This is a genomic window from Saccharothrix obliqua (assembly GCF_019375475.1).
GTDB classification, from domain to species: Bacteria; Actinomycetota; Actinomycetes; order Mycobacteriales; family Pseudonocardiaceae; genus Actinosynnema; species Actinosynnema obliqua.
Window position 1 is genome coordinate 1100897 of record NZ_JAHXGQ010000001.1, and the last position, 15231, is coordinate 1116127.

Below are 15231 nucleotides of genomic sequence, written 5' to 3' on the forward strand. Positions count from 1 at the left end.
TATTGGACGACTCGTCACCCCGGTTCCTAGCGTCGGTCGCGTGGACACGATCCGGCTTTACCGCAGCACGATCGGCAAGAAGGCCGTCATGGCGGTCACCGGGGCCGCGTTGTTCCTCTACGTCGTCGCGCACATGGTCGGGAACCTGTCGATCTTCGCCGGACCGGGCGCGCTCGACGCGTACGGGCGGTGGCTGCGTGACATCGGGGTGGTCTGGCCGGTACGGGTCGGACTGCTCGCCTGCGTCGTGCTGCACTTCGTCGCCGCGTACCAACTGACCGCACGGGCCCGCAAGGCACGTGGCCGCTACGAGCACCGGCGCGTCGTGCAGGGTTCCTACGCGGCGCGCACGATGCGCTGGGGCGGCGTGGTCATCGCGTTGTTCGTGGTCTACCACCTGCTCGACCTCACCGTCGGGGTGCTGAACCCGAACGGTGTGCCGGGCGAGATCCACGCCAACGTCGTCGCCGACTTCCAGCACTGGTACGTGGTGCTGGCCTACACCGCCGCCGTGCTGGCCCTGGGCTTCCACCTCCGGCACGGCGTGTGGAGCGCCACGCAGACGCTGGGCGTGACCACGTCCCGCGCGCTCGGCCTGGGCGTGGCAATCGTGATCTGCGCCGGATTCCTCTCCGTTCCCTTCGCCGTCTTCACCGGATTGGTGAGCTGACATGCCCTTGTACACCGAAGGACCCCCGATCGCCGACCAGCGGGTCCCGGACGGGCCGATCGAGTCCCGCTGGGACCGCAGGCGGTTCTCCGCCCGCCTGGTGAACCCGGCCAACCGCCGCAACCGCACGGTGATCGTCGTCGGCACGGGCCTCGCGGGCGGCGCCGCCGCCGCGACGCTCGGCGAACTCGGCTACCGCGTGAAGTCGTTCTGCTACCAGGACAGCCCGCGCCGCGCGCACAGCATCGCCGCGCAGGGCGGCATCAACGCCGCCAAGAACTACCGCAACGACGGCGACAGCGTGCACCGCCTGTTCTACGACACGGTGAAGGGCGGCGACTTCCGCTCCCGCGAGTCGAACGTGCACCGGCTCGCGCAGATCAGCGTGGAGATCATCGACCAGTGCGTCGCGCAGGGCGTGCCGTTCGCCCGCGAGTACGGCGGTCTGCTGGACACCCGGTCCTTCGGCGGCGCGCAGGTGTCCCGCACCTTCTACGCCCGCGGCCAGACCGGTCAGCAGCTCCTGCTCGGCGCGTACCAGGCACTGGAGCGGCAGGTCGACGCCGGCCGCGTGGAGATGCACCCGCGCACCGAGATGCTGGACCTCGTCGTCGCCGACGGACGGGCGCGTGGCGTCGTGGTGCGAGACTTGGTCACGGGTGAGGTGTCCACGCACATCGCGGACGCCGTCGTGCTCGCCACCGGCGGTTACGGCAACGTGTTCCACCTGTCCACCAACGCCAAGGGCTGCAACGCCACCGCGATCTGGCGGGCGCACCGCCGGGGCGCGTTGTTCGCGAACCCGTGCTTCACCCAGATCCACCCGACGTGCATCCCGATCAGCGGCGACCACCAGTCGAAGCTGACTTTGATGAGCGAGTCGCTGCGCAACGACGGCCGCGTGTGGGTGCCGAAGAACCCGGTGGACACCCGTTCGCCCAACCAGATCCCGGACGCCGAGCGCGACTACTTCCTGGAGCGCATGTACCCGAGCTTCGGCAACCTGGTGCCACGCGACATCGCGTCCCGTGCGGCGAAGAACATCTCCGATGAGAAGCGCGGCGTGTACCTGGACTTCGCGGACGCGATCAGCCGCCTCGGCGCGCACGTCGTGGAAGAGCGCTACGGCAACCTGTTCGAGATGTACCAGCGCATCACCGGCGAGGACCCCTACCAGGTGCCGATGCGCATCTACCCGGCCGTGCACTACACGATGGGCGGCCTGTGGGTGGACTACGACCTGCGGTCCAACATCCCCGGCCTGTACGTGATCGGCGAGGCGAACTTCTCCGACCACGGCGCGAACCGGCTGGGCGCGAGCGCGTTGATGCAGGGACTGGCGGACGGCTACTTCGTGCTGCCCGGCGTGATCGGCGACTACCTCGCCGACGGGCCCTTCGAACCCCTCTCCGAGGACCACCCGGCCGTGGCGGACACGGTGTCCGAGGTGCGCGGCCGGGTGAAGACCCTGCTCGCGGTGGACGGCGACCGCACGGTCGAGTCGTTCCACCGCGAGCTGGGGCGCCTGATGTGGGACGAGTGCGGCATGGAGCGCAGCGAGGCCGGGCTGCGCAAGGCGTTGGAGCGCATTCCCGAGCTGCGTGAGGAGTTCTGGCGGCGGGTGAAGGTGCCGGGCACGGGTGAGCGCCTGAACCAGGAGCTGGAGAAGGCGGGCCGGGTGGCGGACTTCTTCGAACTGGCCGAGCTGATGTGCGTGGACGCCCTGCACCGCGGGGAGTCCTGCGGCGGCCACTTCCGCACCGAGAGCCAGACGCCGGACGGGGAGGCCAGGCGGGACGACGACCGCTTCTCCTACGTCGCCGCGTGGGAGTTCACCGGCGCGGAACCCGTGCTGCACAAGGAAGAACTGACCTTCGACCACGTCCGCCCGAGCACCCGGAGCTACGCGTGAAACTCACCCTGCGGATCTGGCGGCAGAGCGGCGCGACCGGCCGGCTCGTGGAGTACCCGGTCGACGACCTGTCGGAGGACATGTCGTTCCTGGAGGCGTTGGACGTCCTGAACGAACGGCTCATCCTGGCCGGCGAGGAACCCGTGGCGTTCGACCACGACTGCCGCGAGGGCATCTGCGGCATGTGCGGCGTGATGATCAACGGCGTCGCGCACGGCCCGCAGAAGGCGACCACGGCGTGCCAACTGCACCTGCGGCACTTCAAGGACGGCGACGTGCTGACCGTGGAGCCGTGGCGCGCCGACCCGTTCCCGGTGGTGCGCGACCTGGTGGTGGACCGGGGTGCGTTCGACCGGATCGTGGCCGCCGGCGGGTACATCAGCGTGCCGACGGGCAGCGCGCCCGAAGCCCACGCCACGCCCGTGCCGAAGCCCGACGCGGACACGGCGTTCGAGGCGGCGGCGTGCATCGGGTGCGGCGCGTGCGTCGCGGCGTGCCCGAACGGCTCGGCGATGTTGTTCACCGCGGCGAAGGCCACCCACCTCGGCGTGCTGCCGCAGGGTCAGCCGGAGCGGTACTCGCGGGCGCGGGACATGGTGGCGGAGCACGACGCCCTCGGCTTCGGCGGCTGCACCAACACCGGCGAGTGCACGACGGTGTGCCCCAAGGGCATCCCGCTGACCACCATCGCCCGCCTGAACGCCGACCTGCTGCGTGCTCACACCACCCGCAGCGACAGGTAGGACACCGAGCACACCAGCAGCGTCGCCGCCAAGCCCAGCAGCAGGGCACGGGGTCCGGTCGCGAGCAGGCTCCGCGGCCGGACCGCCGTGCCCAGCCCGAACATCGCCAACGCGAACAGCACGGTGGCGGAGGTCTTGGCGAACTCCAGCGCGCCGCCCGGCAGCACGTCCAGCGAGCGCACCGCCACCATCGCCAGGAAACCCACCAGGAACAACGGCACCACCGGCCCGCGCCGCCGGTTCACGCCCGCCGCGATCGGCGCGAGCAGCACCACCCGGCTCAGCTTCACCGCCATCGCCGTGGCCAGGCCGCCGGCGGGCGCGGCGGCGGCGACCTGCGCCACCTCGTGCACGCTCAACCCGATCCACTCCGGTGACGCGCCGAGCAGCGGCAGCACCAGCATGGTGGCCGTGCCGAACAACGTGACCAGGGCGACCCCGGTGGCCACGTGCTCCTCGTCCCGCTCGGACGACACGGCCGCGATCGCCGACGCGCCGCAGATCGCGAACCCGCTCGCCACCAGCAGGGTCAACCCGCGCGGCAACCGCAGCCGCGCACCCAGCCACAGCGTGCCGAAGAACGTCGCGCCCACCGTCACCACGGCGGCCACCAGCACACCCGGCCCGAGCGCGACGAGCTGCGGCAGCGACAACTGCAACCCGAGCAGCACCACCCCCGCGCGCAGCAGCCGGCGGGTGGGGGACGAGAGGTCCGGCACCCGCCCTCCGACCAGGACACCCAGGACGAGCGCGGCGATGAGCACTGGTCCAGGCTCTGCCCCGCGGCGTGCCGCCGGTAGGCGGACATCGGCGATGAAGTCATACCCTCGGGCTATGACCCAACCACCCGACCTGGCGTCGTTGCGCCTGCTCGTGCTGGTCGGCGAGCTGGGCAGCCTCGGGCGTGCCGCGCAGGAACTCGGGGTGGCGCAGCCGTCGGCCAGCAAGCGGCTGTCCACCCTGGAGCGCCGGCTCGGCCTGGTCCTGGTGGACCGGGGCAAGCGCGGCTCGGCGCTCACCCCGGCGGGTGTCGTCGTGTCCGAACGGGCGCGACGCGTGCTGGACGAGGTCTCCGGGCTGCTCGCGGGCGCGGAGGCGCTGCGCCGGGAGCACGCGGCGCAGCTGCGGGTCGCGGCCAGCATGACCGTCGCCGAGCACCTGGCGCCCACGTGGATCGGCGAACTGCGCCGCGACCGCCCCGACCTGCACGTCGGCCTGCGCGTCACCAACTCGGAGACCGTGCTGGTGCTGCTCCGCGAAGGGGCGGTCGACCTCGGGTTCGTGGAGGCGCCCGGACCGCTGCGCGGGCTCTCGTCACGCGTGGTCGCCACCGACCGGCTCGCCGTGGTCGTGCCGCCGGGGCACCGCTGGGCCAGGCGCCCGGTGACCGCCGCCGAACTCGCCGCCACCCCGCTCGTGGTGCGTGAACGCGGCTCCGGCACCCGCGACACCCTGGACCGGGCGCTGCCCGGCGCGTGCCCGCCCGCCCTCGAACTCGGCTCCACGACGGCCGTGCGCGGCGCGGTCGTCGCGGGTGTCGCGCCCGCCGTGCTCAGCGTGCTCGCCGCGGCCGCCGACCTGGCCGACGGCCGCCTGGTCGAGGTGCCGGTGGCCGGGCTGGACCTGCGCCGCGTGCTGCGTGCCGTGTGGCCCGGCGGGCGGCGGCTGGTGGGACCTGCCGCGGAACTCCTCGCGGTGGCCGTCCGCCGTAGTTCAATGGGCCCATGAGCTGGTTCCGCCGCCGCACCGAGCCGTCACCCGTGCACCTGCCCAACCCGGTCGAGGCGGCGGAGGCGTTCTGGCGGCGGTGGTCCGAGCTGCTGCCGGTGGTGAGCGCGGCGCTCGGCGACAACGAGCCGCACCGCGTGGAGAACGAGCTGTGCGACCTCGTCGCCGCGGTGCACCCCGACCTGCACTTCACCCTGGAGCGCGGCCAACGCGCCATCTACGCCCTGGTCGTCAGCGGGCAGGAGGACCCGCGGCTGCGCCCCTACACCGACGCCTGGCGGGCCGCCGCGCCGCCGGAGGACATGATCTGGGAGTACCACGACTCGGTGCCGCCCGTGCCGGACCCGACCGGCGTCACGGTCAACCTGGGTCCGCGCCGCATCCGGCTCGCCGACGTGCGCGTGGCCGCCCTGGTGGACGACGGCCTGGTGGACGTGGCGGTGTTCCACCCGCTGCTCGCCGAACTGGACGAGGCGCAACGCCGCACCATGACGTTCCTCCCGCTGGACGTCACGCTCGGTGAGAGGCTGGCGGCGGAGCGCCTGGGCCGCGTGGAGACCGCGCCCGCCGAGCCGGTGGGCGCGATCGGCCTGCTGGAGTTCCGCGACCTCGTGCGCGGGCTGGGCGCGGAGCCCGCCTGAAAATGTCGTACCCCCTGGTTAGGCTCACCCCGTGACCAGCAGCGACTCACCCGACCAGACCAACGGTGCCGCGCAGGGCGTGGAGGACGTGCCCGCCGCCGCGCGGGACCGCCACGCCGCGCTCGCCGAGGAGGTCCGCGGCCACCAGTTCCGCTACTACGTGCTGGACGCGCCGACGGTCAGTGACGGCGAGTTCGACGTGCTGCTGCGCGAGCTGGAGGCGCTGGAGGCCGAGCACCCCGGGCTGGCCACGCCCGACTCGCCGACCCAGCGGGTCGGCGGCACGTTCTCCACCGACTTCCGCGCCGTGGACCACCTGGAGCGGATGCTCAGCCTGGACAACGTGTTCTCCGCCGACGAGCTGCGCGCGTGGGTCGAGCGGGTGGAGAAGGAGGTCGGGTCCGACGCGCACTACCTGTGCGAGCTGAAGATCGACGGGTTGGCGATCAACCTGCTCTACGAGCGGGGCAGGCTGGTGCGCGCGCTGACTCGCGGCGACGGGCGGACCGGCGAGGACGTGACGCTGAACGTCCGCACGCTGGAGAACGTGCCCGAGGTGCTCACCGGCACCGACGAGTACCCCGTGCCCGAGCTGGTCGAGGTGCGCGGCGAGGTGTTCTTCGCCGTGGAGGACTTCCTGGAGCTGAACGCGAAGCTCGTGGAGGCGGGCCGGCCGCCGTTCGCGAACCCCCGCAACACCGCGGCCGGCTCGCTGCGGCAGAAGGACCCGAAGGTCACCGCGTCCCGGCGGCTGCGGATGATCTGCCACGGCCTAGGCAAGCGCGAGGGCTTCGAGCTGACCCGCCAGTCCGCGGCGTACGAGGCGTTGCGCGCGTGGGGGCTGCCGGTTTCCTCGCACACCACGGTGCTCAAGACGTTCGAGGAGATCAACGCGCACGTCGAGCACTGGGGCGCGCACCGCCACGACGCCGTGCACGAGATCGACGGCGTGGTGGTGAAGGTCGACGAGGTCGCGCTGCAACGGCGGCTCGGCACCACGTCCCGCGCGCCGCGGTGGGCGATCGCGTTCAAGTACCCGCCGGAGGAGGCGACGACCACCCTGCTGGACATCAAGGTCCAGGTGGGGCGGACCGGGCGGGTCACGCCGTTCGCCGTGATGGAGCCCGTGAAGGTGGCCGGTTCCACCGTGGCGCGCGCGACCCTGCACAACGCGAGCGAGGTCAAGCGCAAGGGCGTGCTGATCGGCGACCGCATCGTCATCCGCAAGGCGGGCGACGTCATCCCCGAGGTGCTCGGCCCCGTGCTGGCGGCCCGGCCGGAGGACGCGCGGGAGTTCGAGATGCCCGCGGCGTGCCCCGAGTGCGGCCACGCGCTGCGGCCGATGAAGGAGGGCGACGTCGACATCCGGTGCCCCAACGCCGAGGGGTGCCCCGGTCAGCTGCGCGAGCGCCTGGCCTACCTGGCGTCCCGGTCCGCGCTGGACATCGAGGTGCTCGGCATGGAGGGCGCGACGGCGCTGGTCGAGTCGCCCGTGTACGCCGACGAGGGCGACCTGTTCCGGCTGGACGCGGCGAAGCTGGCCGAGGTCGACCTGTTCCGCACCATCCACGGCGAGCTGACGGCGAACGCCGTGAAGCTGCTGGACAACCTGGAGGCCGTCAAGCGACGTCCGCTGTGGAGGGTGCTGGTGGCGTTGTCCATCCGGCACGTCGGCCCCACCGCGGCCCGCGCGCTGGCGCACGAGTTCGGCTCCCTGGACCGCATCCGCTCCGCGACGGAGGAGGAACTGGCCGCCGCCGAGGGCGTGGGCCCGACGATCGCGCTGGCCGTGCGGGAGTGGGTGGAAACCCCGTGGCGGCAGGCGATCGTGCACAAGTGGGCCGCCGCGGGCGTCCGCATGGTCGAGGACCGGGACGACTCGGTGCCCCGCAACCTGGAGGGGTTGTCGGTCGTGGTGACGGGTTCGCTGGAGGGCTTCTCGCGTGACTCGGCGAAGGAGGCGATCCTCGCGCGTGGCGGGAAGGCGGCCGGGTCGGTGTCGAAGAAGACGGCGTTCGTGGTGGTCGGTGAGGCGCCGGGCAGCAAGGCGGACAAGGCCGTGCAGCTGAAGGTGCCGGTGCTCGACGAGGCGGGCTTCCGGGTGCTGCTGGCGGAGGGTCCGGAAGCGGCCCGCGCCGTGGCGGTGGTGGCGGAGGAGCCGGCGGCTGAGGACGCGGCGGCCACGCCCGCCGCGGACGAGGCCGGGGCGGCCGGTGACGCGACGGTGAAGGCTCCGGCGGACGCGCCGGCCGAACAACCCACCTAGGCCAGGTGCGGGTGGCCCCGCCCGCCCCGGCCGGGCTGCCGAACTCGCAGCGGACCGTGAGCCGGGGCATCGGCGTGGTCGGGCTGAGTGCGGGTCGTCGAGCCGGGAGGTCGGTGGTGGGGCCGAGTGGCGGGCTGCCGAGGCGGCCGTCGGGGGTGTCGGGTGGGCCGTCGCGCGGTGTTCGGCGGGCGGCTCGACCGAGTTGGTCGAAGTGCCTTGATCGAACCCCCCGGTGGCGTTTGGCTGGACCGGTTACCGGCGGGAGGGGCGGGGTGATGGGCGAGGTCGTGGTGAGGGCGGCGCGTGCGGATGAGTGGGTGGAGGCCGGGGTGCTCACCGTGGCCGCCTACCACGCCGACCGGTACGTCGACAGCCACACCGGCGGGTACGCCGACGAGCTGGCCGACGCGACCGCGCGGGCGCGGGAGGCGGAGCTGCTGGTCGCCGTGGACGTGGCGGACACCCTGCTCGGCACGGTCACCATCGCCCGACCCGGCTCCCCGTACGCCGAGGTCAGCCGGGACGGGGAACTGGAGTTCCGGATGCTCGCGGTGCGCCCCGAAGCCCGCGGTCGGGGTGTGGGGGAGGCGTTGGTGCGTGCCGTCGTCGCGCGTGCCAGGGAGGCGGGCGCGCGTCGGGTGGTGATGAGCAGCGCCGAGACCATGACCACGGCGCACCGCCTGTACCGGCGGCTCGGGTTCCGGCGGTTCCCGGAGCGCGACTGGAACCCCGTGCCGGAACTGCGACTCGTCGCCTACGCGTTCGCCCTCGAACTGGACTGAGCCGACGCCCGGCCACCGGTCGCCCCGATCCGGCCCGACCGACCCGCCCCCGGTCGACCGCGCACCGACCCCGGCCGACCACCGCCGGCCCCGACCGCCGCCGGTCACCCCGGCTGTCTTCCGCCGCCGCCGACCCGCCGACTCCTGCCCGCCGCCCCCGACCACCGCCGACCGGCCCCGACCTCCCACAACTGGCCACCCCTGACCGAGCCGCCGCCAGGTGGGCGTCCCACCCCCGACCGGGCTCGCCCCGGGCAGTCGACCATGCCAGGCTGAGCGGCGTGCTCCAGGTCTGCCTGAACGGTTCCCGCCCACCCGGCGCCCACCCGGCGCTGCCCGTCACGCCCCAGCAGCTCGCCGCCGACGTGGCCGCCCTCGCCGAACTGGGCATCCGCCACTTCCACCTGCACCCGCGCGACGCGGTCGGCCTGGAGGTGCTGGCCGGCCCGGAGGTGGCGACCGCGGTGGCGGTGGTGCGGGCCGCCGTGCCGACCGCCGAGCTGGGCGTGACGACCGGCGCGTGGATCGTCCCCGACGCGGTGCGGCGGGCGGAGCTGGTGGCCGGCTGGGCGGGCCTCGCGGCGGGCCGCCCGGACGTCGCCTCGGTCAACGTCCACGAGGACGGCTGGCAGCACACGGCCCACGCCCTGCACGAGGCGGGCATCGGGATCGAACTGGGCGTCTTCCACGCCCGCGCCGCGCGGGACCTGGTCGCCGCGGGCCTGCCCGCGGGCACCCGGCGCGTCCTCGCCGAAGCACGACCCGACGACGGCCCGGCCGAGGTCGAGACCCTGCTGAACGTCCTGGAACCGCTCGACGTGCCGATCCTGCTGCACGGCGAGGACGACAGCGCCTGGCCCGTGCTGGCCCACGCGGCCCGCCTGGGCCTGGACACCCGCATCGGCCTGGAGGACACCCTCCGCAACCCGGACGGCTCACCGGCCCGCGACAACGCCGAACTGGTCGCCCACGCCACCCGCTGATCAGTCGGGCAGGACCACCGACACGATGCCCGCCAGGTGCGCCAGCCGCGCCACCTCGGCGGCGCGGAACATGGGTCCGCCGGGCCGACCGACCAGCAGCACCCGGTCGGGCTTGCCGAGCGGCGTGGCGGCCAGCTCGGTGCCCAGCTCGCGCCACGTCTCCGGCACCCACGACTCCTCGCCGTCGAGCACCGTGGCCCGCGCCAGCGGCATCCACGGCGGGTCGTCCATGCGGGTCTCCGGCGCCGCCGTGGACGAGGTCAGCCGGTGCACGCCCGAGCTGCCCGACGTCAGGACCACCGCCCACCCGGCGCGGATGATCTTCGGGACGCCCTCGGTGAACACCTCCAGGCCCCGCGCCGGCTCCTCCGCGACCTCCTCCACCAGCTCCAGCTCCCGGTGGGTGTCCAGCACGCCCGCGTACGGCCGGACGGCGTCCACCTCGACACCCTCGATGGACTCCGCCGCGGTGATCAGCACGTCCGGCAGCCGGCCGGACGGCAACTCCACCACCAGGTCGTCGATGGCCAGGCCGGGCCCGCGCTCCACCACGTCCACGCTGAGGATGTCGGCCCCGATCTCGCCGAGCGCGGAAGCGACCGCGCCCAGGGTGCCGGGACGGTCCGGGAGCTGGACCCGGATCAGGAAGGACACGGCGCAACGCCTCCAAGGTATCGCGGACATACCGGCCGCTGATTCTCGCAGACGCGGCTTCGCTTTCCGACCCACCGGGCGCGTGGCGGAGCGGTAAAATCCCGCCCTCACGCGCGCGGGCGCGACAACCCGGTCAGACCCGACGCTGACCTGCCCATAGACTCGTCGGGTCCCAATCCGAGCTAAAACGACCCACGGGGGTTGACGAGGTGCCCAGCATCTCCCGCGACGAGGTCGCGCATCTGGCCCGCCTGGCCAGGCTCGCCGTCACCGAGGACGAGCTTGACCTGTTCGCCGGCCAGTTGGACGTGATCCTCCAGTCGGTGGCCACGGTGGGCGACATCGCCACCGCGGACATCCCGCCCACTTCGCACGCCGTTCCGCTGACCAACGTGTTCCGCGAGGACGTGGTGCGTCCCAGCCTCGGTCAGCAGCAGGCGCTCGCGGGTGCCCCCGCCGCCGAGGACGGCCGCTTCCGCGTTCCGCGCATCCTGGGTGAGGAAGCATGAGCGACTTGATCCGCAGCACCGCCGCCGAACTGGCGGCCAAGATCGCGGCCCGTGAGGTGTCCGCGGTGGAGGTCGCGCAGGCCCACCTCGACCGGATCGCCGAGGTCGACGGCTCGGTCCACGCGTTCCTGCACGTCGACGCCGAGGGCGCGCTGGCCGCCGCCCGGCGGGTCGACGACGACGTCGCCGCCGGCCGCGAGGTCGGCCCGCTGGCGGGCGTCCCGCTGGCCCTCAAGGACGTGTTCGCCACCGAGGGCATCCCGACCACGTGCGGGTCGAAGATGCTCGAAGGCTGGGTCCCGCCCTACGACGCCACGGTCACCCGCCGCCTCCGGGAGGCGGGCGTGGTGATCCTCGGCAAGACCAACATGGACGAGTTCGCGATGGGCTCCTCCACCGAGAACTCCGCCTACGGCCCGACCCGCAACCCGTGGGACCTGGACCGCATCCCCGGCGGGTCGGGCGGCGGCTCGTCGGCGAGCCTCGCCGCGTTCGAGGCGCCGCTCGCGATCGGCACCGACACCGGCGGCTCGATCCGCCAGCCCGGCGCGGTCACCGGCACGGTCGGCGTGAAGCCCACCTACGGCGGCGTGTCCCGCTACGGCCTGGTGGCGTTCTCGTCGTCCCTCGACCAGGGCGGCCCGTGCGCCCGCACGGTGCTGGACGCCGCGCTGCTGCACGAGGTCATCGGCGGCTACGACCCGATGGACTCCACGTCCATCAACGCGCCCGTCCCGCCGGTCGTGGCGGCGGTGCGCGAGGGCGTGACCGGCGACCTGTCCGGTGTGCGGGTCGGCGTCGTCACCCAGTTCTCCGGCGACGGCTACCAGCCGGGCGTGCTGCGGTCGTTCGAGGCGGCCGTGGCGCAGCTCAAGCAGCTGGGCGCGGAGGTCGTCGAGGTGTCGTGCCCGAGCTTCGACTACGCGCTGCCCGCCTACTACCTGATCGCGCCCAGCGAGGCGTCGTCCAACCTCGCCCGGTTCGACGCCATGCGGTACGGCGCGCGGCACGGCGACGACGGCACCCGCAGCGCCGAGGAGGTCATGGCGATCACCCGCGACCGCGGTTTCGGCGCGGAGGTCAAGCGGCGCATCATGATCGGCACCTACGCGTTGTCGTCGGGCTACTACGACGCCTACTACGGCTCGGCGCAGAAGGTGCGGACGCTGATCACGCGCGACTTCGAGCAGGCGTTCGGCCGGGTCGACGTGCTGGTGTCGCCGACGACGCCCACCACGGCGTTCAAGATCGGCGAGCGCGCCGACGACCCGATGGCGATGTACAAGGCGGACCTCTGCACGATCCCGGCGAACCTGGCCGGCACGCCCGCGATGAGCGTGCCCAGCGGACTGTCCGACGAGGACGGTCTGCCGGTGGGTCTCCAGATCATGGCGCCCGCCTTGCAGGAGCACCGGATGTACCGGGTGGCGGCGGCTTACGAGGCGGCTCGCGGCACCGTGCTCGCGAGCGTGCCGGAACTGGCGGGTGCGCGATGAAGAAGGCACGCGGGATCTTCGCGCTGGCGGGCGCGGTGGGCGCGGCGACGAGCGCGTTCTCCACGCTGAAGGCGGCGCGCGGCAAGAACGACAAGCTGGCGCTGGCCAACGCCGTCGCGAGCATCCTGGTGGCGATCACCGGTGCGGCGCTGGCCGTCCGGAGCCTGCGGAAGGACGGCAAGGCATGACGTCGGTGGACGAGCTGATGGACTACGCCGAGGTCGTCGAGCGGTTCGACCCGGTGCTGGGCCTGGAGGTGCACGTCGAGCTGCACACCGCCACCAAGATGTTCTGCGGCTGCGCCAACAGGTTCGGCGGCGAGCCCAACACGCACGTCTGCCCGACGTGCCTGGGCCTGCCGGGCGCGCTGCCGGTCGTCAACGGCAAGGCGGTGGAGTCGGCGATCCGCATCGGGCTGGCGTTGAACTGCTCCATCGCGGAGTGGTGCCGGTTCGCGCGGAAGAACTACTTCTACCCGGACATGCCGAAGAACTTCCAGACGTCCCAGTACGACGAGCCGATCGCGTTCGACGGCTGGCTCGACGTGACGCTGGACGACGGCGAGGTGGTGCGGGTCGAGATCGAGCGCGCGCACATGGAGGAGGACACCGGCAAGTCCCTCCACGTCGGTGGCGCGACGGGCCGCATCCACGGCGCGGACCACTCGCTGCTGGACTACAACCGCGCGGGCGTGCCGCTGATCGAGATCGTCACCAAGCCGATCCCCGGCACCGGCGCGCGCGCGCCCGAGGTGGCCCGCGCCTACGTGACCGCGCTGCGCGACCTGCTCAAGGCGCTGGACGTCTCGGACGTGCGGATGGACCAGGGCTCGCTGCGTTGCGACGCCAACGTGTCGTTGATGGCCAAGGGCGCCGAGGTGTTCGGCACCCGCACCGAGACCAAGAACGTCAACTCGCTGCGCAGCGTGGAGCGCGCCGTGCGCTTCGAGATGACGCGGCAGGCGGCGGTGCTGGCCTCCGGCGGCTCGGTCGTCCAGGAGACGCGGCACTTCGACGAGTCGACCGGCGGCACGTCGTCCGGCCGCACCAAGGAGACCGCCGAGGACTACCGGTACTTCCCGGAACCCGACCTGGTGCCGATCGCCCCGTCCCGCGACTGGGTCGAGGAGCTGCGCGGCACCCTGCCGGAGCTGCCGTGGGAGCGCCGCCGGCGGGTGCAGCAGGAGTGGTCGCTGACCGACGCCGAGCTGCGGGACCTGGTGAACGCGGGCGCGGTGGACCTCGTCGCGGCCACCGTGGCGGCGGGCGCGACACCCGCCGAGGCCCGCTCGTGGTGGGTGGCCTACCTGACCAAGGAGGCCAACGCGCGTGGTGTCGAGCTGGGCGAGCTGGGCATCAGCCCGGAGCAGATCGCGCGGGTCGTGGCGCTGGTCAACGCGGGTGAGCTGACCAACAAGCTCGCGCGCGAGGTGGTGACCGGCGTGCTGGCGGGCGAGGGCGAGCCGGAAGCGGTGGTCGAGGCACGCGGCCTGAAGGTCGTGTCGGACGACTCGGCGCTGGAGCGGGCCGTGGACGAGGCGCTGGCGGCGCAGCCGGACGTGGCGGCGAAGATCCGCGACGGCAAGGTGGCGGCGGCGGGCGCGATCGTCGGCGCGGTCATGAAGGCCACCAAGGGCCAGGCGGACGCCAAGAAGGTCCGCGACCTGGTCATCGCGCGCTGCTCCTGACCGAGCCGCGGCGGGCGGTGCGTTGCTCCGAGCAGCGTGCCGCCCGTTGCTCCGAACGTCGTGCCACGCGCGGTGCCCTGCCTCGACGGCCTGTGCTCCTGACGGCGCTCCGTCGACACGGCCGCCTCGGGCAGCGCGTTGCCCTGAACGGCGTGCCTCCGGCGCGGGCTCCCGCACCCGGCGCTTTGCTCCGGATGGCGGGCCACCGATGCGGATTGCCCGTGGGTGGCGTGTTGCTCCGAACGGTGAGCCGTCGACACGGCCACCGCGTTCGGCGCGTTGCCCCGAACGGCGCACGAGCCGGTGGTTCCGAGGCGGTGCGCCGCCGTCGACCCGGTCCGCAAGTGAGCGGTCCACATGCGCATCCACCGCGGGGCGGGCTCACGGGCCCGCTCCGCGGTCGTGTGCCAGGGCTTGGAAATCCGTCGAAGTGACCGTCCACACGGCACTCGCCGGTATCTGACGATCTCCCGCCCGGTCTTTCACCACGAAGCCGCCGCCTACCCCGTGACCGGGGGTGGCGAACAGTGACCGAGGGGGTGCCGACGGTGGTGATTCCACATGACCGGTCGTTCGGTGCACCCCCTTATTGCGGACCGAGAGTCGCCTTCTCTGTGTTAACACGTTCCTCCGTTCGAGTGATAAAGGCATCCTCGAAAGAGCGCTTAGCCCAGGTCAGGGCCGTCAGAAGTACGTGTTCTGGTCGCTCTCGGTGAATTAGCCCCGCAAAGATGCGTCCATCTGTGTCAGGCTTAAGCCGTTCGGTCGGGCCGGGGGGCCACCGAATGATCAAAGATCACAGCCGGCACTCCGGGATCACCGGAGTCCGTTGTAGGGGAGGACAACGCATGTCAGCTGAAACCGATCCCAGGCTGGTCGAGGAGATCGACTCGATCGCCACCGACATCGACACCGGCGTCGAGCCGGACGCCGTGGCGCTGACCGCGGCGAGGGCGGGCGTCCAGACCGTGGGCACCGACGGCGTCACCCCGCAGGGCGGCCCGTACCAGACCCACAGCGAGCCGGCGGGCGGTGACGACCCCGACGGTGGTCCGTACCAGCCGCACGAGCCGGAGCCCGCGAAGACCGGTCCGGTCCGCCCCGCGGGCGGCCCGTACCAGACGCACAAGACGGAACCGGTCACCGCGCAGAACTGAACA

The 15231-nt window shown here is 72.8% G+C and carries 15 protein-coding genes; 13 read left to right on the forward strand and 2 right to left on the reverse strand.

Annotated features, from left to right (window positions below; all coding sequences use genetic code 11):
• The first annotated feature begins 40 nt into the window (after positions 1 to 40).
• Genes KZQ38_RS05305 through KZQ38_RS05315 form a run of 3 tightly spaced genes read left to right on the forward strand, consistent with a single transcriptional unit; the run spans position 41 to position 3325 of the window.
• Complete coding sequence (locus tag KZQ38_RS05305) at positions 41 to 670, forward strand: succinate dehydrogenase cytochrome b subunit (RefSeq protein ID WP_308258250.1); 630 nt, start codon at positions 41 to 43, stop codon at positions 668 to 670.
• A 1-nt stretch (position 671) separates the two neighbouring features.
• Complete coding sequence (locus KZQ38_RS05310) at positions 672 to 2582, forward strand: fumarate reductase/succinate dehydrogenase flavoprotein subunit (protein ID WP_219438924.1); 1911 nt, start codon at positions 672 to 674, stop codon at positions 2580 to 2582.
• Positions 2579 to 3325, forward strand: a complete 747-nt coding sequence (locus tag KZQ38_RS05315) for a succinate dehydrogenase/fumarate reductase iron-sulfur subunit (RefSeq protein WP_219438926.1) — start codon at positions 2579 to 2581, stop codon at positions 3323 to 3325. The genes KZQ38_RS05310 and KZQ38_RS05315 overlap by 4 nt, the downstream gene beginning before the upstream one ends.
• On the opposite strand, the gene KZQ38_RS05320 is transcribed toward KZQ38_RS05315, so the two are convergent.
• Complete coding sequence (locus KZQ38_RS05320) at positions 3301 to 4089, reverse strand: YeiH family protein (RefSeq protein ID WP_372452205.1); 789 nt, start codon at positions 4087 to 4089, stop codon at positions 3301 to 3303. The two genes, KZQ38_RS05315 and KZQ38_RS05320, sit on opposite strands and share 25 nt — an antisense overlap.
• Positions 4090 to 4159: 70 nt before the next feature.
• On the opposite strand from KZQ38_RS05320, the gene KZQ38_RS05325 reads away from it, so the two are divergent.
• The 5 genes from KZQ38_RS05325 to KZQ38_RS05345 all read left to right on the forward strand — a co-directional run bounded on the left by KZQ38_RS05325 (position 4160) and on the right by KZQ38_RS05345 (position 9725).
• Positions 4160 to 5053 (forward strand): LysR substrate-binding domain-containing protein, encoded by an 894-nt coding sequence (locus tag KZQ38_RS05325; protein WP_219438928.1) that lies wholly within the window; start codon positions 4160 to 4162, stop codon positions 5051 to 5053.
• Positions 5050 to 5694 (forward strand): hypothetical protein, encoded by a 645-nt coding sequence (locus KZQ38_RS05330; protein ID WP_219438930.1) that lies wholly within the window; start codon positions 5050 to 5052, stop codon positions 5692 to 5694. Before KZQ38_RS05325 ends, KZQ38_RS05330 begins: the two co-directional genes overlap by 4 nt.
• 31 nt (positions 5695 to 5725) lie before the next feature.
• Positions 5726 to 7960: an NAD-dependent DNA ligase LigA gene (gene ligA / locus KZQ38_RS05335; protein WP_219438931.1), complete on the forward strand. Its 2235-nt coding sequence runs from the start codon at positions 5726 to 5728 to the stop codon at positions 7958 to 7960.
• Positions 7961 to 8235: 275 nt separating this feature from the next.
• On the forward strand, positions 8236 to 8742 hold the full coding sequence (locus KZQ38_RS05340; RefSeq protein WP_219438933.1) for a GNAT family N-acetyltransferase: 507 nt from the start codon (positions 8236 to 8238) through the stop codon (positions 8740 to 8742).
• 281 nt (positions 8743 to 9023) lie between these two features.
• Entirely contained in the window at positions 9024 to 9725 is a 702-nt protein-coding gene (locus tag KZQ38_RS05345) for a 3-keto-5-aminohexanoate cleavage protein (protein ID WP_219438935.1), read from the forward strand.
• On the opposite strand, the gene KZQ38_RS05350 is transcribed toward KZQ38_RS05345, so the two are convergent.
• A complete protein-coding gene (locus KZQ38_RS05350; RefSeq protein WP_219438937.1) occupies positions 9726 to 10379 on the reverse strand; it encodes an ACT domain-containing protein in 654 nt (217 codons plus the stop codon).
• A 209-nt stretch (positions 10380 to 10588) separates the two neighbouring features.
• Between KZQ38_RS05350 and gatC the strand changes: the two genes are divergently transcribed.
• From gatC to KZQ38_RS05375, 5 genes are all read left to right on the forward strand, one after another.
• On the forward strand, positions 10589 to 10888 hold the full coding sequence (gatC, locus tag KZQ38_RS05355; RefSeq protein WP_219438939.1) for an Asp-tRNA(Asn)/Glu-tRNA(Gln) amidotransferase subunit GatC: 300 nt from the start codon (positions 10589 to 10591) through the stop codon (positions 10886 to 10888).
• Entirely contained in the window at positions 10885 to 12384 is a 1500-nt protein-coding gene (gatA, locus tag KZQ38_RS05360; RefSeq protein WP_219438941.1) for an Asp-tRNA(Asn)/Glu-tRNA(Gln) amidotransferase subunit GatA, read from the forward strand. Before gatC ends, gatA begins: the two co-directional genes overlap by 4 nt.
• Complete coding sequence (locus tag KZQ38_RS05365) at positions 12381 to 12572, forward strand: hypothetical protein (RefSeq protein ID WP_219438943.1); 192 nt, start codon at positions 12381 to 12383, stop codon at positions 12570 to 12572. Before gatA ends, KZQ38_RS05365 begins: the two co-directional genes overlap by 4 nt.
• The gene (gene gatB / locus KZQ38_RS05370; RefSeq protein WP_219438944.1) at positions 12569 to 14071 is read left to right on the forward strand and encodes an Asp-tRNA(Asn)/Glu-tRNA(Gln) amidotransferase subunit GatB; all 1503 of its coding nucleotides are present in this window, start codon (positions 12569 to 12571) and stop codon (positions 14069 to 14071) included. The genes KZQ38_RS05365 and gatB overlap by 4 nt, the downstream gene beginning before the upstream one ends.
• 848 nt (positions 14072 to 14919) lie before the next feature.
• On the forward strand, positions 14920 to 15228 hold the full coding sequence (locus KZQ38_RS05375) for a hypothetical protein (protein ID WP_219438946.1): 309 nt from the start codon (positions 14920 to 14922) through the stop codon (positions 15226 to 15228).
• Positions 15229 to 15231: the final 3 nt, after the last annotated feature.

Bases quoted from the DNA above. Each gene is read 5' to 3' on its own strand.
- gatB (WP_219438944.1), top strand. From the start codon at position 12,569: ATGACGTCGGTGGACGAGCTGATGGACTACGCCGAGGTCGTCGAGCGG.
- KZQ38_RS05340 (WP_219438933.1), top strand. From the start codon at position 8,236: ATGGGCGAGGTCGTGGTGAGGGCGGCGCGTGCGGATGAGTGGGTGGAG.
- KZQ38_RS05330 (WP_219438930.1), top strand. From the start codon at position 5,050: ATGAGCTGGTTCCGCCGCCGCACCGAGCCGTCACCCGTGCACCTGCCC.
- KZQ38_RS05365 (WP_219438943.1), top strand. From the start codon at position 12,381: ATGAAGAAGGCACGCGGGATCTTCGCGCTGGCGGGCGCGGTGGGCGCG.
- KZQ38_RS05375 (WP_219438946.1), top strand. From the start codon at position 14,920: ATGTCAGCTGAAACCGATCCCAGGCTGGTCGAGGAGATCGACTCGATC.
- gatA (WP_219438941.1), top strand. From the start codon at position 10,885: ATGAGCGACTTGATCCGCAGCACCGCCGCCGAACTGGCGGCCAAGATC.
- KZQ38_RS05325 (WP_219438928.1), top strand. From the start codon at position 4,160: ATGACCCAACCACCCGACCTGGCGTCGTTGCGCCTGCTCGTGCTGGTC.
- KZQ38_RS05310 (WP_219438924.1), top strand. From the start codon at position 672: ATGCCCTTGTACACCGAAGGACCCCCGATCGCCGACCAGCGGGTCCCG.